This window comes from Amycolatopsis sp. NPDC051903 (genome assembly GCF_044452505.1).
In the GTDB taxonomy this organism is placed as follows: Bacteria; Actinomycetota; Actinomycetes; order Mycobacteriales; family Pseudonocardiaceae; genus Amycolatopsis.
In genome coordinates, this window is sequence record NZ_JBITBT010000003.1 from 391579 (window position 1) to 412873 (window position 21295).

Here is a 21295-nt window from a genome sequence, read left to right on the forward strand (position 1 = left end):
GCCGTCACGGCATCGTGTAGCCGCCGTTGACCGACACGATCTGCCCGGTGGTCCAGGACGAGAGCGGGGAGGCCAGCAGCAGCACGGTCGGCACGACGTCCTCGGGACGGCCGAGGCGGCGCAACGGGTACGCGGAAAGGATCTTCTTCATCTTGGCGTCGTCGGCGTGTCCGGTGTGGTCGGCCAAACTGGACGTCTGCACGAGCGCGATGGACACGGCGTTGGCGCGGATGCCGTGGCGCGCCAGCTCCTTCGCGAGCGATTTGGTCAGGCCGACCGTGGTCGACCGCGTGGTGGCGGTGACCAGCAGCCGCGATTCGCCGACGCGGCCCGAATCGCCCATGAGGTTCACGATGGCGCCGCCACCACTGTCGACCATCTTCCTGGCCACGGCCTGCGTGATCCGCAGGGTGCCGGCCACGGTGACGCCGATCTGCGGGTCCCAGTCCTCCTCGGTCGTCTCGAGGAACGGCTTGCTCTGCGTGGCCGCCGCGTTGTTGACCAGCACGTCGATCGAGCCGAGCTGGGCCGTGACGTCGTCGATCGCGGTGCGCACGGAGTCGCCGTCGCGCAGGTTCGCGCCCACCGCGATGGCCTTCACGCCGAGTGCGGCCGCTTCCTTCGCGCCGGCTTCGGCACCGTCGGCCGAGGTGTTGTAGTGGAAGGCGACGTTGGCGCCCTCCTGCGCGAACGCCATCCCGATCGCGCGGCCGAGTCCCTGGCCCGCGCCGGTGACCAGCACGTTCTTGCCGTTGAGCTTGAGGTCCACGGGATCCCCTTTCAGATGAACTCGAACCGGCGCTCGCCGGCGACGGTCACCACCCGGCCGAAGCGCAGGCCGGGGAAGTGCGCGGCGGCGACCGCGTGCGGGCTGTCGGTGAGCTCGTCGATCAACCCGGCGCGCACCCGGCGGGCGGCCGTGCGGTCGACGTCGAAGACCGCTTCCCACGCCGGGTCGGTCAGCTCCACTGTGGAGTGTGCGACGTCGCCGAGCAGCAACGCGCGTTCCCCTTCGCTGGACACGACGAAGATCGTCGAGCCGGGCGTGTGGCCGGGCACGTGCCGGGTGTCCAGGCCCGGTGCGAGCGTGGTGTCCTCGGTGAACGGCTGCAGCCGATCGGCCAGGGGCGAGAGCTTCCGCACGGCGCCGGGTTCGGCGTCCGGGCTGTCGACGAAGTGCGCCCAGTCGGCCGCGTGCACGCGGTAGGTCGCGTTCGGGAACACGACCTGGCCCTTCTTCGTGGCCCAGCCGACGTGGTCGAAGTGCAGGTGCGTGAACACGACGTCGGTCACGTCTTCGGGAGCGACACCGTGCCCGCGCAGGCTTTCGAGGAAGCGCCCGCCGTGGTACTTGTCGTTGTCGATCGTGCCGACGCCGGCGTCGACCAGCACCACGCGATCGCCCGTGCGCAGCAGGAACCCGCCGAGTGTGAGGTCGAGGTCGCCGCGGTCGTCGAGCAGGTGCTCGTGGCAGGCCCACGCGTCGGCCTCGCCCGGGCGGGTCAGGACCTCGCGGCCGGGTTCGCGGCCGTAGCCGTCGTAAACCGGTTCGATGGTGAGCGCTCCGACCTTCACGCCGGCACCACCAGCGTCCGCACACCCTGGCCGGCGGCCATGGCGGTCAAGGCGTTCTCGATGTCCGCGAGTCCACCGTGGCCGGTCACCATCGCGGCCAGGTCGAGGCGGCCGGCACGGACGTCGTCGAAGTAGCGCGGCAGGTCGTGGGCCGCGTCGAGGGAACCGGCGACGCAGCCGACGAGCGTGCGCGCGAAGTGGAACAGCTCCAGCGCGCTGAAGGAGACCTGGTCGTCCTTGCCGCCGACACCCACCACGCACGCGGTGCCGCCGCGCCGGGTCATCCCCCACGCGTCGCGGATGGTGCGGGCCGATCCGACGCAGTCGAACGCGTAGTCCACACCCTCGCCGCCGGTCAGCGCTCGGACGGCCTTCTTCGTGGTGTCATCAGCCGGGACGAAGTGGTCGGCGCCGAGTTTCGTCGCGTACGCCGCCTTGTCGACGTTGCGGTCCACGGCGATCACCGGGCCCGCACCCGCCAGCTTCGCACCCTGGATCGCGGCCAGGCCGACGCCGCCGAGACCGATGACCAGCACGGACGAACCGGGCGTCACGCGCGCCGTCTTCGTGACGGCGCCGACGCCGGTGGTCACCGCGCAGCCGAGCAACGCGGCGTCGGCCGAGCTGATGTCGTCGGGCACCTTGACCGCGGCCGCCGCCGGGACGACGGTCTGCTCGGCGAACGAGCCGACCGTCAGACCGGCGTAGACGGGATTTCCCCCGGCGTCCACCGCATACGGCTCGGCGCCGCGCGACGATCCGTTGACGCACAGGTGCGCCTCGCCGCGTCCACAGTGGACGCAATCGCCACACGGGGTGATCCACAGCAGGATCACGCGGTCGCCGACGGCCAGGTCCGTGACCTCCGCGCCGGCTTCCAGCACCGTGCCGCACGCTTCGTGGCCGAGCACGGCCGGCAGCTGCTGCGCGAGCACCCCGCGGGCCAGTGACAGATCGGAGTGGCAGACGCCGGTGGCGTCGATGCGCACCCGCACGTCACCGGGCCCGACGTCGCGCAACCGGATGCGTTCCACGGCCATGGGGACTCCGGTTTCCCGCAGGACCAGCGCGTTGATCTCGGTCACAGCTGCACCGCCTTGATCTCGAGCACGTCCTCGATGCCGTAGTCGCCGATCTCGCGCCCGACGCCCGAAGCCTTGTAGCCGCCGAACGGCGCGCGCGGGTTGAACGGCGCGGCGTTGACGTCGACCTGGCCGGTGCGGATGCGCGCGGCGTAGTCCAGCGCGTGGTCCGGGTCGCCGGTCCACAGTGCACCACCGAGCCCGTAGCGCGAGTTGTTCGCGATGGCGATGGCTTCGTCGTCCGACTCGGCGGCGAGGATCGCCAGGACGGGGCCGAAGACCTCCTCCTGTGCCAGCCGGGAGTCGGGATCGACTCCACTGTAGACGGTGGGCTGCACGTAGTAACCGCGGTCCGGCAGTTCGACGGGGCCGGTGATGGCGCGGGCTTCACCCGGGGCGAGGAAGGTCTCGACCTCCTTGCGCTGCCCGGCCGAGATCAGCGGACCGAGCCGCTCGCCCGGCACGTACTTCGCCGACGCGGCGGCCGCCAGTTCCTCCACCTGCGCGAGGCGGCCGGCCGGGACGATCAGCCGCGAAAGCGCGGTGCACGTCTGGCCGCCGTTGAGGTAGCAGTTCGCCACGGTGACCTTCACCGCCTTGGCGAGCAGCGCGTCGTCCACATCGGACAGCACGACGCTGGCGGACTTGCCACCCAGCTCCAGCGTGACGCCCTTGATCGTCTCCGCCGCGGCGGCCGCGACCTGCGCGCCGACCGGCGTGGATCCGGTGAACGACACGTGGTCCACGCTCGCGCTGCGCGTCAGCTGGTCGCCGACGTCGCCACCGCTGCCGGTGACGAGGTTGATCGCGCCGGCCGGGAAACCCGCAGCCTCGAAGGCGCGCATCAGCTCGAACGCGGTGAGCGGCGTCAGCGCCGCCGGCTTGAGCACCACGGTGCAGCCGGCGGCCAGCGCGGGCACGACCTTGACGATGATCTGGTGCAACGGCAGGTTCCACGGCGTGATCGCGGCGACGACCCCGACGGGCTCGCGCAGGATCACGGAGTTGCCGAGCTCGCGGCGGAACTCGAACTCCTCCAGTGCGTCGGCCGTGCGGGCGAGCACCGCAAGTGGGGTGTCCACGTGCAGCTTCCGCGCCACCGGCGGCGGCGAACCCTGTTCGAGCGTGATGAGCTCGGCGAACCGGTCGGCCCGCTCGGAGAGCACGTCGTGCAGCCGCCGCAGCGCCGCGGCCCGCTCGGCGACGGGCGTGGTGGACCAGCCGTCGAACGCCGCGTTCGCCGAGGCCACCGCGAGGTTCACGACGGCGGGCGAGGCCTGCGTGACGACCCCGGCGAGTTGCTCGGTCGCCGGGTTCTCGACCTCGGCGTCGCTGCCGCCGCCGGCGATCCACCGGCCGCCGACGTAGAGGTGGGGTTCCCGCACCAGGTCGCTCATCGTGTCCCCTTTCCCTTGCGCGCCACCAGGATCGCCAGCACGGCCAGCAGCAAGGCCGCCGCGACGGGCAGCGCGCGCTTCGCGACGGTGCCGCCGACACTCCCCATCACGTCGAGCGGTGCCACGTCGTCGAGGGTGACCGGCTTGCCGTTGAGGCGCTGGACGGTGCCGGCGACCTCCGCTTCCAGGCGCTGGACGAACTGGCCGAGCAGCTTGCCGGTGACGTCGGCGATCACCCCGCGGCCGAACTGCGCCACCCGCCCCGACAGCGCGAGGTCCGTCCGAACGTCCACTTTGGTCCCGCTGCCCTGCGCGGTGAGCGTCGCGGTGACGGTGGCAGCCGCGTTGCCCTGGCCGCCGGCGTCCTTGCCCTCGGCCCGCAGCACCGCGCGGTGGGCGGTTTCGTCCTTCTCGACGAACCGCGCCGTGCCCTGGTACTTCGCCGAAACGGGGCCCACCTTGATCTTCACCGCGCCCTGGTACACGCCGTTCTCGACGCCGAGCAGCGCGGCGCCGGGCAGGCACGGGGCCACGCGCTCGAGGTCGGTCAGCACGCGCCAGGCGTCCTCGACCGGCAAGTCGACGGTGAAGGTGTTGGAGAGGTCCACGCACACCACCTTACTAATTAACGTTAGTTCGCAGAGTAGGGCCGACGTCGTCCCCGGGTCAACCCGGTGCGCCGGGCGTCACGCGTCGATCAGGCGTTCCTGCAGGCGGAAGCGCATGATCTTGCCCGAGCCGGTGCGCGGGATCGCGTCGATCTCGAGGATCTGCTCGGGCACCTTGAAGTGCGACAGCTCCTGCCGGCACGCGGCCAGCAGCGCCGGCTCATCGAGCTTGCCCGCCTCGTCGGGCACCACGAACGCGACGGGCACCTCACCCAGGTCGGCGTGCTTGCGCGCGACCACGGCGGCGTCGGCCACGCCGGCGACCTTCAGCAGCACGGCCTCCACCTCGGCGGGGTAGATGTTCTCGCCGCCGCGGATGATGAGTTCCTTGGTGCGCCCGGAAATCGTGAGAAAGCCGTTGGCGTCGCGCCGGCCGAGGTCACCCGTGTGGTACCAGCCGAGCCGCAGCGCCTCGGCACTCGCTTCGGCGCGGTTGTGGTAGCCCTGCATGATGTTCGGGCCGCTCACCCACAGCTCACCCTCCTCGCCGACGCCGACGTCCTCACCGGTCACCGGGTCCACGAGCCGCACGCCGACACCGGGCAGCGGCAGGCCGCACGAGCCCAGCACCCGCCCGCCACCGGGCGTGTTCATGGTGACCATCGTGGACGTTTCCGTGATGCCGTAGCCCTCCAGCAGCTGCACGCCGAACTCCTGCTCGAACTCGGCGTTGAGCGCGGCCGGCATGATCGCGCCGGCCGACACGCACAGGCGCAACGTGGTGCTGCGGAAGCCTTTTCCGCGCGCGCCGTGGAGCAGGTACTGGAACATCGTGGGCACGCCGGGCATGAGGGTGAACGGCTCGCTGGTGAGCAGTTCCAGCACCCGCGGCGTCGCGAACCGCGGCAGGATCCGTTCCGTGGCGCCGACGGCGAAGACGCCGAGCACGCACAGGTCCAGCGCGTACGAGTGGAACAGGGGCAGCGGGCACAGCACGCGGTCGGCCGAGGTGAGCCCCACGATCGGCGCCCAGCACGCGGCGACGACCCACAAGCAGCTGCGTTGCGTCAGCAGCACGCCCTTGGGCCGGCCGGTGGTGCCGGACGTGTAGAGCATCCACGCGACGTCGTCCAGACCGAGGTCGTCGCGGGGCGCGTGCTGCGGTTCCGCGGTCGCGAACTCCTCGTACGAGCGGGCGTCCCGCGGGACGGCGCCGTCGGTGACCAGCAGGACCAGCGTGTCGACGCCCCGCGCCGCGACCATCGTGCGGACGTGGTCGAGGTGCGCGTCGTCGGTGATCACCACCCGGGCGTCACTGTCGCCAAGCTGGTAAGCCACTTCGGCGGGCGCGGCGTTCGGGTTCGCGCACACGCCGACAGCGCCCAGGCGGGTCGTCAGCAGGTACGCCTCGGCCGTTTCCACGCTGTTGTCCAGGTAGATCAGCACGCGGTCGCCGTGCGCCACGCCCTCGTCCACGAGGTTCCCCGCGAGCCGCCGCGTGCGCTCGGCCAGGTCCGCATACGTGACCGACCGGCGGTCGTCGTAGAACGCGACCTTCCCGCCGAAGCGCGCCGCGTGCCCGACCAGCAGCTGGGGGATGGGACGGATCAACTCGACTCTGAGCATCGACATCTCCACCACGAGATTAACTAATGATAGTTAGTTGCTGGAGTGTAGAGAGCGGCCAGGGCCTAGGCAAGGTGTCCGCGCTACGCCAGACAGGGGAACGGTGCCGCCGCGGCCGATCAGGTCAAGCCGGCGACGCGCAGGGCGTACTCGCTGTACTTCTCGGCCACCTCGTCAGCCGAAAGTGGCCCGTCCTCGCGGAACCAGCGGGCGATGCTCACGCACATTTCGAGGATCCCGAACGCCGCGAGCGTCGAGGACTCCTCGTGGAACCGGCCGGCTTTCACGCCTTCCTCGATGAGGTCCTTGATGGCCTGCGCGTGGCGCCGGCGCAGCTCCAGAACCTCGCCGCGGGCGGGCTCTTCGAGGCTGGCGATGTCGCGGTTGACGATGAGGGCCTCGCGCCGGTGGGTGGCGTGGCGCAGGGCGTACACACGGGTCGCGTTGCGCAGCCGTTCGGCGACGTCGTCGACGCCCTCGACCGCCTGCTCGTAGTCGGCCCAGACCTGTTCGGTGGTGTCGGCGACGATGTCGCGCAGGAGATCCTGCTTGGCGCGCATGTGGTTGTACAGGCTGGGCGTGCGGATCTTGAGCTCGGCCGCGATCTGGCTGAGCGCCGTGCCGTGGTAGCCGCGCTCGGCGAACAGCGTGAGCGCGGCGTCCCGGACCGCGGCCGGGCTCACCGTCGTCTTCGCCTCGGACTTGCCGACCGCCGCTTGAGCCATGGGTCCATGATTCCAGCCCCCGCCCGGGGCCGGCGGCGCGTCCCCCGGGTGAGCCACGCAGACTTCGCGAACCGGACACTTGTCTTACTTACGAGCGTTAGCTAGCCTCTGTCCACTTTGAAAGGAGCAGTCCATGACGACTCCCTCCCCCTCCTCTGTGGACACTGAGTTTGCGCAGGTGGAAGCCTCGCCGGCCTTCCGGATCCTCGTGCGGTCGCGGCGCCGGTTCGTGACCGTCGCCCTCACGGCCGGGCTCGGCTGGTTCACGCTCTTCCTCGTGCTCGTCGCGTGGCTGCCGGGCTCGCTGGGCTCGTCGGTGTTCCGCGGCCTGACGCTCGCGTACGTGCTGGGCCTGAGCCAGTTCGTGCTGGTCGGGGTCATCACGTGGGCGTACCTGCGCCGCGCGGCCCGGTTGTTCGACCCGCTCGAGGCCGCCGCTGTCGGCCAGACCGCGATGGTGACCCGGTGAACGCCGTGCGGCTCACCGCGTTCGCGCTGCTGATCGCGGTGACGCTGGTGGTCACGTTCTTCGCGGCCCGCAAGACGAACACGACCACCGAATACCTCGCCGCCGGCCGCGGGATCTCCGCGGCGCAGAACGGTTTCGCGGTGGCGGGCGACCTGATGTCCGCGGCCACGTTCCTCGGCTTCACCGGGCTCATCTTCCTCAGCGGCTTCGACGGCTGGGTGCTCGCGATCGCCGCGGCCGTCGCGTTCCTGCTCGTGCTGCTGCTGTTCGCCGAACGCATGCGCAACGCGGGCCAGTTCACCGTCGCCGACGTGCTGTCCTACCGGCTGCGCGCGCGGCCGGTGCGGGCGATGACGGCGTCGGCGAACCTGTTCATCGTCACCATCTACCTGATCGCGCAACTGGTCGGCTCCGGCGTGCTGATCCGGGCGCTGACCGGGCTCTCGTTCACGCCGGCGGTGATCATCACCGGCGCGGCGATGCTCCTGTACGTGGTGTTCGGCGGCATGCTCGCGACCACCTGGGTGCAGATCATCAAGGCCGCGCTGCTGATGGCGGCGGGGCTGGCGCTGACGATCGGCGTGCTGAGCCAGGTCGGCTGGAACCCGATCAGCCTGTTCGACCGCGCCGCCGCGGCCCACCCGCTCGGCGACGCGTACCTCGCTCCCGGCGGTTCGCACCGCACCCCGCTGAACACGGTCGCAGCGGCGGTCGCGTTCGTGATCGGCACGGCCGCGCTGCCGCACATCCTGATCCGGTTCTTCACGGTGCCGGACGCGAAGACCGCCCGCGCGTCGGTGGGCTGGGCGATCGGGCTGATCGGCACGTTCTTCGTGCTGACGTCGATCATCGGCTACGGCGCCCGCGCGCTGCTCGGGTCCGCGGGCGAGAAACCGGCCGGGCCGGGTGCGAACCTCGCGGCGCCGCTGCTCGCCCAGCACCTCGGCGGCGGGCCGGACGCGTTCGGCGGCCAGGTGTTCATGGCGTTCGTCGGGGCGGTCGCGTTCGCCACGATCCTCGCGGTGGTGGCGGGGCTGGTGCTGTCGGCGTCGGGCTCGGCGTCGCACGACCTGTGGTCCAACGTGATCCGCCGCGGCACCGCGACCGAACGCGAGCAGAAGCTCGTGGCGCGGCTGTCGTCGGCGGTGATCGGGGCGGTCGCGGTGGTGGTGACGCTGGTGGCCGGGCCGAACTTCAACGTCGCGTTCCTCGTCGGGCTCGCGCTGTCCGTCGCGGCCAGCGCGAACTTCCCGGCGCTGGTGCTGGCGCTCTCGTGGCGCGGCTTCACCACTGCGGGCGCGCTGACGGGCATCGCGAGCGGGCTGGTGAGTTCGGTGGTGCCGATCGTGCTGAGCCCGGCGGTGTGGCCGGGCGGGGCCGCGCACGCGCCGTTCCCCTTGGACTACCCGACGCTCGTGTCGATCCCGCTCGGGTTCCTCGGCTGCGTGGTCGGGTCGAAGCTGAGCCGGGCGCGCGAGGACGACACGAAGTTCACCGAACTGCGCGTGCGGGCGGCGACGGGTCTCGGAGCGGAGTAGCTCAGGCCGCGGCAGCGCTGCGCAGGGAGCCGTAGGTGCTGCCGAACGCGCGGTTCTCGAGGGCGACGTCGACGGCGTCGAGCAGCGCCTGGCGCAAGCCGGGGCGGGCGAGGTCGGCGGCGTCGATCCCGAGGCGGACGAGGCCACCGCGCCGGGCCGCGCGGGCGGAGGCCAGCACGAGCGCGAAGCAGCGGACGGTTTCCGTGCGCTGCGACTGGCTCGCGAACTCCTGCACGCGCGCCCGGTGCGCCTCGCCAGTCACCAGGTCGCGGACGGCGTTCGCGTCCGCGCACAACGTGAACCCGTGCTCCCGCAACGCCAGCAACGTCCCCGCCGACGCCAGCCACCGCGGCGGCGCGAACCCGTCGACGGTCACGCCGGTCGTGGCGAGCGCCGCCTTCGCCGCGATCAGGCGCAGCCGCGCCTCGTGCGCCGGCAGGTCCGCGAACTCCGCGCGCTTGCCCAGGTGCATGGGCCGGTGCGTCGGCGTGATGCGGTGGTCGTACCCGTGCAACAGCACGGAATCGCCCGCCTCGGCGCGCGTGCGCACCCACGCGGTCACCGGCCCGTCCTCGGTCCGCGCCACGTGCAGGATCGACAACGGCACCTTGCGCCGCTCCAGCTCCGCGGCGAGGTCGGCGCAGCGGTGCAGCGTGCGCGGGGCGGTCCCGGACAGCGATACCAGCAGACGGCTAGCCACGTAACCCATTGCGCCTCACCCCGGTGGCGGGGGTCTGACAACACCGTGAACTGCACAGAAAGGACACGTGAGGTGTCATCTCCGAACGGGCCGGGCGCGGATGGACGCGGATGGGCCGCAGCGCTCACCACTCACGCCGCGCCAACGCCTGACGGCCACCGCCGACCCGGCGATGCGAGCGGGCGGCGTTCGCCGGGCAAGGGCGGCCCGGCGGTTCTCACCGCACGATGACCAGCCCGCGCCTCGCTAGTACGCGCCCGGCCGTCGCTGCCGCCGCCGACCACCCGAAGCGCGACGTCGATGCGGCCGTAGGCGTTGGTCGCCAATCAAGCGCGGCGCACCAATTCTCACCGCACGATGACCAGGCCTCGGCAGTGCGCGCCCGGCCAAGCCGGCGCGGCCGCCGACCACCCGGAACCCGACGGCGATGCCGCCGCAGGCGTAGCTCGTCAAACAAGAGCAGCGCACCCGTTCTCACCACACGAGGACAAGCCCGCGCCGGGCGCAGCGCGCCCGGCCAAGCCATCGCGGCCGCCAACCACCCGAAGCGCGACGGCGATGCCAGCGCACGCATTGCTCGCCAAACAAGAACAGCACACCCGGTCTCACCACACGAAGACAAGCCCGCGCCGGGCGCAGCGTCCGGTTAAGCCTTCGCGGCCTCGAGCAGTCAGCGCAGCGCCATGGCGATGCCGCCGCGGGCGTAGCTCGGTCCACAGAGCGGCGTGCCCGTTCTCACCGCACGGTGCGAACCTGCGCCGCGGCGGTGCACGTCCGGCCAAGCCGACGCGGCCGCCAACCACCCGAAGCGCGACGGCGATGCCGCCGCAGGCGTAGCTCACCAAACAAAAGCAACGCACCAATTCTCACCGCACGGTGCCGAACCTGCGCAGCGGCGGTGCACGTCCGGCCAAGCCTTCGCGTCCGCCGCCTCACCGAAGCGCGACGGCGATGCCGCCGGAGGCGTTGCTCGCCGAACAAGAGCAGCACACTGATTCTCACCGCGAGATGACAAGCCCGCCGCGGCAGTGCGCGTCCGGTTAAGGCTTCGTGGCCTCGACCAACCGGCGGAGTGCCACGGCGATGCGGCCGCGCAGGTCGGGGTCCGTGACGGCGCCGTCGGTGACCGCGTGGCGGGGGATGGGGATGCGGGCGCACGCGTCGTCGACGATGCGGGCGCCGGCGTAGGTGAGGACTTTGCGCAGCGAGTCGTGGGCGTCCGCGCCGCCGGTGGGGGCGGCGACGGAGGAGGCGTTGATCCACGACACGGGCTTGCCGTAGATCTCGCCGCCGCCGACGGTCCAGTCGAGGAGGTTCTTGAAGGAGCCCGGGAGGCCGCCCGCGTATTCGGGTGTGCAGATCAGCACGCCGTCGGCAGCGGCGATCTCCGCACGCAGCGCGGCGACGGGCGGGGGCAGTGGGTCGTGGTCGTCGTCGGGGTTGAAGTGCGGGAGGTCGGCGAGCCCCGCGTAGACCTTCGCGTCGGTGAAGTGCGCGGTGGTGTTGATGACCGCCGCGTTCACCGAACCGCCCCGCAGACTGCCGCAGATGAGCAGGATCACGGACGCCAGTCTGCCAGCGAAACCGCCGTCGGCGACTGGTTTTCTCCCTCACGCGCAGCCGGGAGGCGCCCGGTCACTCCCAGGTGAGCTTCAACCCCCGCCCCTGCGCCCGGCCCGCCTCCGCGGCCGGTCCGCGCGTGGCCGGGTCGAGCGGGTTGGCGCCGATCGCCGCGAGCGACGCTTCGTCGGGCGCCACCACCGCGACCTCGGCGCCCGCCGCGCGCAGCGCAGCCAGCACCTCCGGCAGCGGCTTCTCCACCGGGAACAGCTCGGTCTCGCCGAGCGGCACCACGATCAGCACCCGGTCGTACCCGGCGGCGTAGTCCGCGTTGGCCGCCGACCGGACCCCGCCGTCGACGTAGCGGTGGCCCTCGATCGTCACCGCCGGCCAGACACCGGGCACCGCGCAGCTCGCCGCGACGGCGTCGACCAGCGGCACGCCCGAGTCGTTGCCGAACACGCGCGGCTCGCCCGTCGAAGCGTCGACCGCGACGATCGACAGCGCCCGGGTGGGCCACTCGTGCGACGGCAGCCGCGACTCGATCACCTCGCGGCGCTTCTCCTCCGGCACGGTCTCGGCGGCCAGCGCGAACGCGCCCACGGCCTGCCGCAGCTGGGCCACCGTGCCCCCGCCGGACAGCACCGACGCGAACTCCGCGCCAAGCTTCTCCACGTCCAGATCAGCCGAGATCTCCGTGGCCTGCCGCGCCGGATCGGTCTGCCGCACGTACAGCTCGCCCAGGCTCAGGCCGCTCCCGATCTGCGCCGCGACGGCCGACCCCGCCGACGTGCCGACGATCAGGTCCGCCCCGCTCACGTCCCGCCCGGTGTCCGCGAGGCCGGTCAGCAGCCCCGTGATCCACGCGATTCCCGCAACTCCTCCGCCACCCAGTACCAACGCCTCGGTCATGGGCCCCAGTCTGCCAGCGGGGTCCGACAGTTTCAGGCGGACGGCCAGTCAGCCAGCGAGAGCCCGGTGATCCGTTCGTACGCCTCCACGTACCGGGCGCGCGTCGCGGCCACGACGTCGTCCGGCAACGGCGGTGGCTGCGTGTTCGACGCCCGGTCCCAGCCGGAGTCAGGACCGGTGAGCCAGTTGCGCACGTACTGCTTGTCGAACGACGGCTGCGTGCGGCCGGGCTCGTACCCCTCGGCGGGCCAGTAGCGCGAGGAGTCCGGCGTCAGCACCTCGTCGGCGAGGACGAGACGACCTTGAGTGTCGAGGCCGAACTCGAACTTCGTGTCCGCCAGGAGGATCCCGCGCTCGGCGGCGAGCTCCGCGCCCCGCCGGTAGACGGCGAGCGTCGCGTCGCGCACCTCGGTGGCGCGCTCGAGCCCGATCTCCGCGGCGACGACCTCGAACGTCACGTTCTCGTCGTGCGCACCCAGCTCGGCCTTCGTCGCCGGCGTGAAGATCGGCGATGGCAGCTTCGCCGCTTCCACCAGCCCGGCCGGCAGCTCGACCCCGCACACCGCGCCCGTGCGCTGGTAGTCGGAGAACCCGGACCCCGTGAGGTAGCCGCGCGCGACGGCCTCGACCGGCAGCATGTCCAGGCGCCGGACGAGCAGCGCGCGGCCGCGGACCTCGGCGGGGATGCGCGGGTCGTCGTAGGCCTCGAGGTGGTTCGGGATGAGGTCGGCGAGCTGGGTGAACCAGAACACGCTCATCGCGGTCAGGACCCGGCCCTTGTCGGGGATGGGCGTGTCCAGCACGAAGTCGTAGGCCGAGATGCGGTCGGAGGTGACCAGCAGCAAGTGGTCGTCTCCCACGGCGTAGAGCTCTCGCACCTTGCCTGCGGCGATCTTCGGGTAATCGGCGAGCGTCGTCACGGCTGCACCCTAACCCGAGGGCGTTCGGATCGAGGATGATGCAGGTCATGCGCTACCGCTGGATCTCGTTCACCACCGACTACGGCCTGCGCGACGGCTTCGTGGCCGCCTGCCACGGGGTGATCGCGCGATTGGCGCCCGACGTGCGCGTGCTCGACGTGACGCACCTCGTGCCGCCCCAGCAGGTGCGTCCCGGCGCGGCGGTGCTGGCGCAAACGGTCCCGTCGCTGCCCGAGGCTGTGCACCTGGCCGTGGTGGACCCAGGGGTGGGGACCGCGCGGCGCGGTGTCGTCGTGGTCGCAGCCGGTGGTGTGCTGGTGGGGCCGGACAACGGGCTGCTCCTGCCCGCCGCGGCGGCGCTCGGCGGCGTGCGCGCGGCGTACGAGATCGACGTCCCCGACCCGGAGTCGGCGACCTTCCACGGCCGCGACGTCTTCGCTCCCGCCGCGGCCCGGCTGGCGCTGGGCGCCGAACCCGCGTCGTTCGGCCCCGCGGCCGCGGACCTCGTGCGCCTGCCGGAACCGCTCGTGGCCGCGTTCCCGGGCAAGCTCGTCTCCGACGTGCTGACCGTCGACCACTTCGGCAACGTCCAGCTCGCCGCGACGCCGGCCGATCTGGAGCTGTCCGGCCTCACCGGCTCGGTCACGGTGCACAGCAACCGCGTCGCGCTGACCGCGGCGATCGGGCGCACCTTCGGCGACGTGCCGCCGGGAGCGAATCTGGTTTTCACCGATTCCGCGGGCCACCTCGCCATCGCCGTGAACGGTGGATCCGCTGCTGCGGTACTGGATTTGGGCGCCGCTGAAGAATGCACGATCACCGCTTCCCCAGGCGGCTGAGGACACCCGCCCCCTTGCCAAAACCCGCGCACGACAGCGAACGTGAACGGCGGAGGGCGGAGGGCGGACAATGGCGGCGTTGCTTTCACACGGGAACAAGGTGATTTCCGACGGATTCTTCCGCGACGACGGCCTCGATTTCCAAACGCGCGGAGTTCTGGGGCGCGCCGTGCGCGGGGCGAGTGAAGTCGGGGAAGTGCTCGCGACCGTGGCGCGCGTGCGCCGCGCCGGGGACTGGGCCAAGCAGTGGGAGCGCACGGCGCGGGAAGTTCAGTCGGAAGCCGAACGGGCGCGCGAGCGGGGGCACGCCGTCAGCGCGCAGTCGGGTTTCCTGCGGGCGGCCACGTACTGGGCGTGTGTCGTCGACGGCCTCTCGACGGAACCGGACACGGCCGCGCTGAAGGAAGCGTTCGTGGCCCACCGCGAATGCTGGGACGCCGTGGTCGACTGCTCGCAAGGCGCCTTCGTGCGCGTCCCGGTGCCGTACGAATCGACGCAGCTGCCCGGCTACCTCCTGCGCCCGGACACGTCCGGCGCGCCACGGCCGACGCTCGTCGTCACCAACGGCAGCGACGGCGCGATCAGCGACCTGTGGACGTCGGCCGCCGCCGGGGCGCTCGCGCGCGGCTGGAACGCGTTCCTCTACGACGGCCCCGGCCAGCAGTCGATGCTGTTCGAGCAGGGCACCTTCTTCCGGCCCGACTGGGAAGCGGTGCTGACGCCCGTTGTCGACACGCTGATGGCGCGGGTGGACGTCAACCCGGTCCGGCTCACCGGCTACGGCATCAGCCAGGCCGGCTTCTGGCTGCCCCGGGCGCTCGCGTACGAGCACCGGCTGGCGGCCGCCGTGATCGATCCCGGCGTGGTCGACGTGTCGGCTTCGTGGACGCGCTCGCTGGGCAAGAGCATGCGGGCCGCGCTCGAGGAGGGTGACCGCGAGGCGTTCAACCGGAACGTGGGACTGGCCGTGCGGATGCCCGGGCTCCGCCGCACGCTGACGTTCCGCGGCCGCCCCTACCGCCACGAAGACTGGTACGACCTGTTCACCGAAGTCGCCCGCTACCGGCTCGACGACGAGACCATCGCCGGGATCACCACGCCGCTGCTGATCACCGATCCCGACGACGAGCAGTTCTGGCCCGGGCAGTCGAGCCGGCTCGCCCAAGGCGTGCGCGCGAGCGGCGGCCGGGCCGACCTGCTGCGGTTCACCGTCGAGGAGGGCGCCAACGAGCACGTGCAGCCGCTGGGCCGGCTGCTCACGGAGAACCGGATGTTCGACTGGCTCGACGAGCACCTGCCCGGTTAGAGCACCTCGGACAGGAACTGCCGCAACCGCGGGCTGCGCGGGTCGTCGAAGACCTGCTCCGGCGACCCCTGCTCGACGATGCGGCCGGCGTCCATGAACGCCACCTCGTCGGCGACGCTGCGGGCGAACCCCATCTCGTGCGTGACCACGATCAGCGTCAGACCCCGCTCGGCCAGGCCGGCCATGAGGTTCAGCACGCCCTTCACCAGCTCCGGGTCCAGCGCGGACGTCGCCTCGTCGAACAGCATCACCTCGGGGTCCATCGCGAGCGCCCGCGCGATGGCCACGCGCTGCTGCTGCCCGCCCGAGAGCGCCGACGGCCGGTACGGTGCCTTGTCCGCCAGGCCGACTTCCGCGAGCCGGGCCCGCGCGATCTCGGTGGCCTCGTCCTTCGCCAGCCCCTTCACGCTGCGCAGCGGCAGCACGATGTTGTCCAGCACACTGCGGTGCCCGAAGAGGTTGAAGTGCTGGAACACCATGCCCACGCGCTGGCGCAACTCGTCGGCGTTCGCGTGGATCACGCTCTCGCCGTCGAGCAGCAGGTCGCCGGAATCGGGTTCCTGCAAGCGGTTCACGCAGCGCAGCAGCGTCGACTTGCCGGAACCGGACGGGCCGATGACACACGTCGTCCCGCCCGAGGGCACGCGCAGGTCCACCCCGCGCAGCACTTCCAGCGTGCCGAAGCTGACGTGGACGTCGCGAAGCTCCACACTGGACGAACGCACCGCGGCGGTCACCGGCTCATCCCCGTTCCACTGGTCACGAGCTGGAGATCGCCGCCGTCGCCGGCGCGGACCTTGCGGCCCGTCTGCAGCCGCTTGTCGATGTAGTTCACCAGGTGCGTGAGCGGCACGGTGATCACCAGGTACACGAACCCCGCCGCCACCAGTGGCGACAGGTTGCCCGTGTTGGCGGCGAGGTCCTGGCCGATGCGGAACAGCTCGCGCTGCGACGTGATGAACCCGAGGAAGTACACCAGCGTCGAGTCCTTCACCAGCGCGATGAACTGGTTCACCAGCGCGGGCAGCACGCGCCGCACGCCCTGCGGGATCACGACCAGCACCATCGCCTTGGTGTAGGTCATGCCGAGCGCGCGGCTGGCTTCCATCTGTCCTTTGTCGACGCTCTGGATGCCGGCGCGGAAGATCTCACCGATGTAGGCCGCCGCGATCAGGCTCAGTGCGGTGATGCCCAGCGGGTACGGGTTCGTGCCGACGAGCGGCCGCGCGAGCGTGCCGAGGCCCTGGCCGATCACGAGGATCGTCAGGATCGCCGGCAGGCCGCGGAAGATGTCGGTGTACACGCGGGCCGGCCAGCGCAGCCAGACCTTCGTGGACAGTCCCATCACGGCGAGCACCATGCCGAGCACGGTGCCGATGATCGCCGACGCACCGGCGAGGATCAGCGTGTTCGCCAGGCCCGTCTTGAGCAGGTCGGGGAACACCTGCCAGAGGTACTGCCAGTTCAGGAAGGTGTCGAGGAACTGATCCATCGCGGACTACTGCCCCCGCGCGAAGTCCGCCGGCACCGGCGCGTCGGCCTCGAACTGCTGGTGCACCTTCTTCCAGGTGCCGTCGGCGACGACCTTCTTGATGCCGTCGTTGAGCTTGCCGAGCAGTTCGTTGTTGCCCTTCTTCACCGCGTACCCGTGCGGGATCGTGGTGGTGATGGACTTGGTGACCTTCAGTCCCGGGTTCTTCGCCGCGTAGTCCTCGGCGGAGGCCTGGTCGAACACCGCGCCGTCGATCGCGGCCGACTTCAGTGCGCTCAGCGCCGCCGCGTCGTTCGGGAAGCGCACCGCCTGCGCCTTGGGCGCGTTGGCCGCGAGCCACGTGTCGGACACGGTGCCCTGCACCACGCCGATCCGCTTGCCCGCCAAGGAGTTCTCGTCGGTGATACCCGCCGTCTCCTTGGCCTCGATGCCGAGGGACTGGTAGTTGTACGGGTCGGAGAAGGCGACGGTCTGCTTGCGCGCGTCGGTCTGCGCGATGCCCGCGCTGCCGATGTCGAACGTGCCGTTGGCGACCTGGCCGAGCAGCGCGGAGAAGTCGACCGAGACGAACTCGACCTTCAGGCCCTCCTTGGCCGCGATGTCCTTCAGCAGCTCGTTGTCGAACCCGGTGAACTGGCCGTTCTCCTGGTACGCGTTGGGCCGCGAGTCGCTCAGCGTGCCAACGCGCAGGGTGTCCCCGCCGCTGCCGCTGCCGCCGCACGCGGTGAGCGTGGCGGTGAGTGTCGTCGCCAAGACGGCGGTGACGAAGATCCTCTTCATGTCACTCCTCAGCTTTCCGGCCGGAACAGTCGATGCAGCTTAGGGCAGTCACGCGTTCTTCACCGGCAGACCGGGACCGCCCCGGGTGAGCTCCTTCGCCACCGGCGCCTGCTTGAAGAACTGCGCGTGCAGCCGCGCGACGGTGCCGTCCGCGATGGCCTTCGCGAGGCCGTCGTTCAGTTTGGTCAGCAGGTCCGGATCGGACTTCGCGACGGCGTAGGCCGACGGCGTGTCCTTGTCCAGCACGGTGTAGCCGAACTCGAGCGGGACACCCGGGTTCTGGTCGAGGTACTTCTGCCCGATGTCCTTCGGCACGACCCAGCCGTCGAGTGCCCCGCTGCGCAGCTGCGCGAAACCCGCGTTGTAGTCGGGGAAGCGCACCACCTGCGCGCCGGCGAGCTTGCCCGCGAACTCGTCCTGCACACTGCCCTGGACCACGCCGAGCCGCTTGCCCGCGAACGCGCCGGCTTGCGTCAAGCCGGCCCCGTTCTTGGTCACGACGGTGGTGTAGCTGGTGTCGTAGCCGTTGGAGAACGCCACGGTCTTCTTGCGCGCGGCCGTCGCGGAGATCGTCGAGCTGCCGATGTCGAGCTGCCCGCCCGCGACCTTCGCCAGCAGTCCCGAGAACTCGGTGCCGACGAATTCGACCTGGAAGCCCTCGCGCTTCGCGATGTCGCGCAGCAGTTCGTTGTCGTAGCCCGTGAACTGGCCGTTCTCGAGGTAGATGCTCGGCGGCGCGTCGGTGAGCGTGCCGACGCGCAGGGTCTGCGCGTCCGACGACGAACCGCACGCGGTGAGCGCGATGGCGGAGCTGACCACGACGGCGAAGGTGCTGAGGAGCTTTCTCATTCTTCTTCCCAGTGACTGCGGGCAGGAAAAACGCCAGGCCGCGGGGTGCGGCCTGGCGCTTCCGGGTTCGCCGTCCAAATTAGGGATTTCGCCCGATCGAGTAACTCCGTCTCAGAGAGTGGACGCGGTGCGCGCGGTCACAGCGGGGCCGTGGTGGCGCTGGTCGAGCTGGCCGTGGACCACGGCCCGGCCGGGTACGCGACCGGTGCGGGGACCGCCGGGATGAGCAAGGTCACGACACTGGCCCGGTCTCGGCGCACCGCGCCTTGCCGCCGTTGAACGTGGCCCGCAGCCAGGACAGGTACAGCTCGTTCGCCTTCGGGGCGGCGAGCTCCTCCTGGATCGCGTGCCCGCTCCCGGTGACGAGGTTCGTGGCGAGGCACGCGGTGGGCAGGAGCTTCTTCTCGTAGGTCTGGAACGCCTGCGCGCTCCCGCACTGCGGCGTCGGCGACGGCGGGGCGCCCACGGGGTTTCCTTCGCAGTAGTGGCGGTCGAACTGGCCGACGGCCACCAGCGCGGGCACCGTGATCCGCGCCGCCTGCGCTGCCGCGGCCGCACCTTGGGGCCGCGACGACAGTTCGGTGTCGGAGAGGGTGCCCTGGTGGGCGCCGATCGCCGCGAGCGCGTGCGGGTCGGTGCCCGGGCCGTGGACGAGCCCGATCTGCTCGACCTTGTCGGGCAGCACGGTGACGTACCCGTCGTCCAGCCCCCGCCACCGGGTCCCGACGGTGCGCGCCGGCACCTGGTAGAGCTTGTCGAGCTGCAGGGTCTCCTGCGTCACGGCGGCGCCGTACCCGGTGAGGACCAGCGCGTCGAGCGCCCCGGCGTGCCGCGCCGCGACGCCGGCCAGCGTGCCGGAGCCCAGCGAATGGCCGACCCCGACGACGGTGTGCCACGTGGTGCCGAACACCTTCGCGTCGGCGCGCAGGGCCGTCGCGACCTGGTCCACAGTGGACACTTGCGCGTCGTACGTGACCGACTTGCTCGACGCGGGCACGGTCGACCGGCCGGTGCCGAGCCGGTCGAGGGCGTACGTCGCGTAGCCCTCGGCCAGCGCCGCGCGCACGAGGCTGTCCGACGGCAGTTCGGGCAGGTTCCAGTAGTCGGCGTTCTCGCCACCGCCGCCGACCAGCAGCAGCACGGTCCCGTTGCCGTTCGCCGGGGTGCACAGATCACCGGTGAGCCGGCCCGGCGCGGCCACGCCGGGCACGGAGACGGGGGTCGGCACCTCGCGGCACGACGAGGTGGCGGCCGCGGGGGCCGGCGGCGGGCTGCTCGCGCAGGCCGCGGCCAGCACGCCGATCAGCAGGAGGAGCGGGGCACGGCGGGCGAGGGGCATCGTCGACTCTCTTCTGTCGCCAGTGCCCCGAGGCTAGGAAGCCGCCTCGCTCCGCGGTAGCCGGATTTTCCTTCGGGTCCCGTCAGCGTTGCTTACAGGATCGGGCGCGGGGAGTAACCGGCCGCGTCCGGGAAGCGCTCCAGCACAGTGGCCACCCGCTGCGCCACCTCTTCGACCTGCTGCGGCGCCACGCCGGTGAACGAGATGCGGTCGGCGAGGAGTTTGTCCAGGTCACCGCGGTCCAGCGGCAACCGGTCGTCGGCGGCGAGGCGGTCGAGGAGGTCGTTCCCGGCGCCGCGCTCGCGCATGGCCAGCGCCACCGAGACGGCGTTCTCCTTGATCGCCTCGTGGGCGGTCTCGCGACCGACACCGCCGCGGACCGCCGCCATGAGGACCTTGGTCGTCGCGAGGAACGGGAGGTAGCGGTCGAGTTCGCGCTCGACCACGGCCGGGAACGCGCCGAACTCGGACAGCACCGTGAGGAAGGTCTCCAGGAGGCCGTCGAGGGCGAAGAAGGCGTCCGGCAGCGCGACGCGGCGCACGACGGAATCGGACACGTCGCCTTCGTTCCACTGGTCGCCCGCGAGTTCGCCGATCATCGACAGGTGGCCGCGCAGGATCACGGCGAGACCGTTCACGCGCTCGCACGAGCGGGTGTTCATCTTGTGCGGCATGGCCGACGACCCGACCTGCCCCGGCTTGAAGCCCTCGGTCACGAGCTCGTGGCCCGCCATGAGGCGGATCGTCTTGGCGAGGCTCGACGGCGCCGCGGCCAGTTGCACGAGGGTGGACAGCACGTCGAAGTCCAGCGACCGCGGGTAGACCTGCCCGACGCTGACGAAGTGGTTCCGGAAGCCCAGGTGCTCGGCGATCCGGCTCTCCAGCTCGTCCAAAGTGGACTCATCGCCCAGCAGGTCGAGCATGTCCTGCGCCGTGCCGACGGGACCCTTGATGCCGCGCAGCGGGTAGCGCTCGATGAGGTTGTCCAGGCGCGCGAACGCGACCAGCAGCTCGTCGGCGGCCGTCGCGAAGCGCTTGCCCAGCGTGGTGGCCTGCGCGGCGACGTTGTGCGAGCGCCCGGCCAGCACCAGGTCCGAGTGCTCGACGGCCAGCGCGGCCAGCCGGGCGAGCACGGCGGCGACCCGGCTGCGCATCAGTTCCAGCGACCGCAGCTGCTGCAGCTGCTCGACGTTCTCGGTGAGGTCGCGCGAGGTCATGCCCTTGTGCACGTGCTCGTGGCCGGCGAGGGCGTTGAACTCCTCGATGCGGGCCTTCACGTCGTGGCGCGTCACGCGCTCGCGCTCGGCGATGGACTTGAGGTTCACGTCCTCGACCACGCGCTCGTAGTCGGCGAGCACGCCGTCAGGCACCTCGACGCCCAGCTCGTTCTGCGCGCGGAGCACGGCGAGCCACAGCTGCCGCTCCAGCACCACCTTCTGCTCGGGCGACCACAGTTGCACCAGCTCGGGCGAGGCGTAGCGAGCGGCGAGGACGTTGGGAATCCGGGGCTTGTCCGTCACGCGGCCACGATACCTGTGCAGGTCAGCGGTGGGCGGGGCCGGTGGGACCCGCGAGGGG

21 protein-coding genes are annotated in these 21295 nt (G+C 71.4%); 4 read left to right on the plus strand and 17 right to left on the minus strand.

The genetic code is table 11. From position 1 onward, the window contains the following. Nucleotides 1–4: 4 nt before the first annotated feature. The 7 genes from ACIA77_RS09415 to ACIA77_RS09445 all read right to left on the minus strand — a co-directional run bounded on the left by ACIA77_RS09415 (nucleotide 5) and on the right by ACIA77_RS09445 (nucleotide 7013). The gene (locus ACIA77_RS09415; protein WP_395885315.1) at nucleotides 5–769 is read right to left on the minus strand and encodes an SDR family NAD(P)-dependent oxidoreductase; all 765 of its coding nucleotides are present in this window, start codon (nucleotides 767–769) and stop codon (nucleotides 5–7) included. A gap of 11 nt (nucleotides 770–780) precedes the next feature. Continuing rightward, on the minus strand, nucleotides 781–1575 hold the full coding sequence (locus ACIA77_RS09420; protein ID WP_395885316.1) for an MBL fold metallo-hydrolase: 795 nt from the start codon (nucleotides 1573–1575) through the stop codon (nucleotides 781–783). Then, nucleotides 1572–2660, minus strand: coding sequence for a zinc-binding dehydrogenase (locus ACIA77_RS09425; protein ID WP_395885317.1), 1089 nt, complete (start codon nucleotides 2658–2660; stop codon nucleotides 1572–1574). The genes ACIA77_RS09420 and ACIA77_RS09425 overlap by 4 nt, the downstream gene beginning before the upstream one ends. Continuing rightward, nucleotides 2657–4054, minus strand: coding sequence for an aldehyde dehydrogenase family protein (locus ACIA77_RS09430; protein ID WP_395885318.1), 1398 nt, complete (start codon nucleotides 4052–4054; stop codon nucleotides 2657–2659). The genes ACIA77_RS09425 and ACIA77_RS09430 overlap by 4 nt, the downstream gene beginning before the upstream one ends. Then, nucleotides 4051–4662 (minus strand): SRPBCC family protein, encoded by a 612-nt coding sequence (locus ACIA77_RS09435; RefSeq protein WP_395885319.1) that lies wholly within the window; start codon nucleotides 4660–4662, stop codon nucleotides 4051–4053. The genes ACIA77_RS09430 and ACIA77_RS09435 overlap by 4 nt, the downstream gene beginning before the upstream one ends. A 78-nt stretch (nucleotides 4663–4740) precedes the next feature. Beyond that, nucleotides 4741–6288 (minus strand): class I adenylate-forming enzyme family protein, encoded by a 1548-nt coding sequence (locus ACIA77_RS09440; RefSeq protein WP_395885320.1) that lies wholly within the window; start codon nucleotides 6286–6288, stop codon nucleotides 4741–4743. 119 nt (nucleotides 6289–6407) lie between these two features. After that, nucleotides 6408–7013 (minus strand): TetR/AcrR family transcriptional regulator, encoded by a 606-nt coding sequence (locus ACIA77_RS09445; RefSeq protein WP_395885321.1) that lies wholly within the window; start codon nucleotides 7011–7013, stop codon nucleotides 6408–6410. 133 nt (nucleotides 7014–7146) lie between these two features. Here ACIA77_RS09445 and ACIA77_RS09450 point away from each other — a divergent pair, with 133 nt between their 5' ends. Further along, nucleotides 7147–7482, plus strand: coding sequence for a DUF485 domain-containing protein (locus ACIA77_RS09450; protein ID WP_395885322.1), 336 nt, complete (start codon nucleotides 7147–7149; stop codon nucleotides 7480–7482). Continuing rightward, nucleotides 7479–9020, plus strand: coding sequence for a cation acetate symporter (locus ACIA77_RS09455; RefSeq protein ID WP_395885323.1), 1542 nt, complete (start codon nucleotides 7479–7481; stop codon nucleotides 9018–9020). Before ACIA77_RS09450 ends, ACIA77_RS09455 begins: the two co-directional genes overlap by 4 nt. A gap of 1 nt (nucleotide 9021) precedes the next feature. Here ACIA77_RS09455 and ACIA77_RS09460 read toward each other — a convergent pair whose 3' ends face one another. The 4 genes from ACIA77_RS09460 to ACIA77_RS09475 all read right to left on the minus strand — a co-directional run bounded on the left by ACIA77_RS09460 (nucleotide 9022) and on the right by ACIA77_RS09475 (nucleotide 13112). After that, complete coding sequence (locus ACIA77_RS09460) at nucleotides 9022–9729, minus strand: DUF2334 domain-containing protein (protein WP_395885324.1); 708 nt, start codon at nucleotides 9727–9729, stop codon at nucleotides 9022–9024. Between the two features lie 1031 nt (nucleotides 9730–10760). Then, nucleotides 10761–11228, minus strand: a complete 468-nt coding sequence (locus ACIA77_RS09465; protein WP_395885635.1) for an NADPH-dependent FMN reductase — start codon at nucleotides 11226–11228, stop codon at nucleotides 10761–10763. 127 nt (nucleotides 11229–11355) lie between these two features. Next, on the minus strand, nucleotides 11356–12192 hold the full coding sequence (locus tag ACIA77_RS09470; RefSeq protein ID WP_395885325.1) for a patatin-like phospholipase family protein: 837 nt from the start codon (nucleotides 12190–12192) through the stop codon (nucleotides 11356–11358). A 32-nt stretch (nucleotides 12193–12224) separates the two neighbouring features. Continuing rightward, nucleotides 12225–13112, minus strand: a complete 888-nt coding sequence (locus tag ACIA77_RS09475) for a phosphoribosylaminoimidazolesuccinocarboxamide synthase (protein ID WP_395885326.1) — start codon at nucleotides 13110–13112, stop codon at nucleotides 12225–12227. A gap of 47 nt (nucleotides 13113–13159) precedes the next feature. Here ACIA77_RS09475 and ACIA77_RS09480 point away from each other — a divergent pair, with 47 nt between their 5' ends. Further along, entirely contained in the window at nucleotides 13160–13951 is a 792-nt protein-coding gene (locus tag ACIA77_RS09480) for an S-adenosyl-l-methionine hydroxide adenosyltransferase family protein (RefSeq protein ID WP_395885327.1), read from the plus strand. Nucleotides 13952–14051: 100 nt separating this feature from the next. Next, nucleotides 14052–15257: a hypothetical protein gene (locus ACIA77_RS09485; protein ID WP_395885328.1), complete on the plus strand. Its 1206-nt coding sequence runs from the start codon at nucleotides 14052–14054 to the stop codon at nucleotides 15255–15257. Here ACIA77_RS09485 and ACIA77_RS09490 read toward each other — a convergent pair. From ACIA77_RS09490 to purB, 6 genes are all read right to left on the minus strand, one after another. Continuing rightward, entirely contained in the window at nucleotides 15254–15994 is a 741-nt protein-coding gene (locus ACIA77_RS09490) for an amino acid ABC transporter ATP-binding protein (RefSeq protein WP_395885329.1), read from the minus strand. The genes ACIA77_RS09485 and ACIA77_RS09490 overlap by 4 nt on opposite strands. Then, a complete protein-coding gene (locus tag ACIA77_RS09495; protein ID WP_395885331.1) occupies nucleotides 15991–16749 on the minus strand; it encodes an amino acid ABC transporter permease in 759 nt (252 codons plus the stop codon). The genes ACIA77_RS09490 and ACIA77_RS09495 overlap by 4 nt, the downstream gene beginning before the upstream one ends. Nucleotides 16750–16755: 6 nt before the next feature. Beyond that, complete coding sequence (locus tag ACIA77_RS09500; RefSeq protein ID WP_395885332.1) at nucleotides 16756–17529, minus strand: ABC transporter substrate-binding protein; 774 nt, start codon at nucleotides 17527–17529, stop codon at nucleotides 16756–16758. A gap of 48 nt (nucleotides 17530–17577) precedes the next feature. Further along, entirely contained in the window at nucleotides 17578–18378 is an 801-nt protein-coding gene (locus ACIA77_RS09505) for a substrate-binding periplasmic protein (RefSeq protein ID WP_395885333.1), read from the minus strand. Between the two features lie 232 nt (nucleotides 18379–18610). Further along, on the minus strand, nucleotides 18611–19717 hold the full coding sequence (locus ACIA77_RS09510) for an alpha/beta hydrolase (protein ID WP_395885334.1): 1107 nt from the start codon (nucleotides 19715–19717) through the stop codon (nucleotides 18611–18613). 92 nt (nucleotides 19718–19809) lie between these two features. Further along, nucleotides 19810–21237, minus strand: coding sequence for an adenylosuccinate lyase (gene purB, locus ACIA77_RS09515; protein ID WP_395885335.1), 1428 nt, complete (start codon nucleotides 21235–21237; stop codon nucleotides 19810–19812). Between the last annotated feature and the right edge of the window lie 58 nt (nucleotides 21238–21295).

What these genes read in the sequence shown, in the direction of transcription:
- ACIA77_RS09430 (WP_395885318.1), bottom strand. Translation starts at nt 4,054, where the DNA reads ATGAGCGACCTGGTGCGGGAACCCCACCTCTACGTCGGCGGCCGGTGG.
- ACIA77_RS09440 (WP_395885320.1), bottom strand. Translation starts at nt 6,288, where the DNA reads ATGCTCAGAGTCGAGTTGATCCGTCCCATCCCCCAGCTGCTGGTCGGG.
- ACIA77_RS09445 (WP_395885321.1), bottom strand. Translation starts at nt 7,013, where the DNA reads ATGGCTCAAGCGGCGGTCGGCAAGTCCGAGGCGAAGACGACGGTGAGC.
- ACIA77_RS09450 (WP_395885322.1), top strand. Translation starts at nt 7,147, where the DNA reads ATGACGACTCCCTCCCCCTCCTCTGTGGACACTGAGTTTGCGCAGGTG.
- ACIA77_RS09460 (WP_395885324.1), bottom strand. Translation starts at nt 9,729, where the DNA reads ATGGGTTACGTGGCTAGCCGTCTGCTGGTATCGCTGTCCGGGACCGCC.
- ACIA77_RS09470 (WP_395885325.1), bottom strand. Translation starts at nt 12,192, where the DNA reads ATGACCGAGGCGTTGGTACTGGGTGGCGGAGGAGTTGCGGGAATCGCG.
- ACIA77_RS09480 (WP_395885327.1), top strand. Translation starts at nt 13,160, where the DNA reads ATGCGCTACCGCTGGATCTCGTTCACCACCGACTACGGCCTGCGCGAC.
- ACIA77_RS09495 (WP_395885331.1), bottom strand. Translation starts at nt 16,749, where the DNA reads ATGGATCAGTTCCTCGACACCTTCCTGAACTGGCAGTACCTCTGGCAG.
- ACIA77_RS09500 (WP_395885332.1), bottom strand. Translation starts at nt 17,529, where the DNA reads ATGAAGAGGATCTTCGTCACCGCCGTCTTGGCGACGACACTCACCGCC.
- ACIA77_RS09505 (WP_395885333.1), bottom strand. Translation starts at nt 18,378, where the DNA reads ATGAGAAAGCTCCTCAGCACCTTCGCCGTCGTGGTCAGCTCCGCCATC.
- ACIA77_RS09510 (WP_395885334.1), bottom strand. Translation starts at nt 19,717, where the DNA reads ATGCCCCTCGCCCGCCGTGCCCCGCTCCTCCTGCTGATCGGCGTGCTG.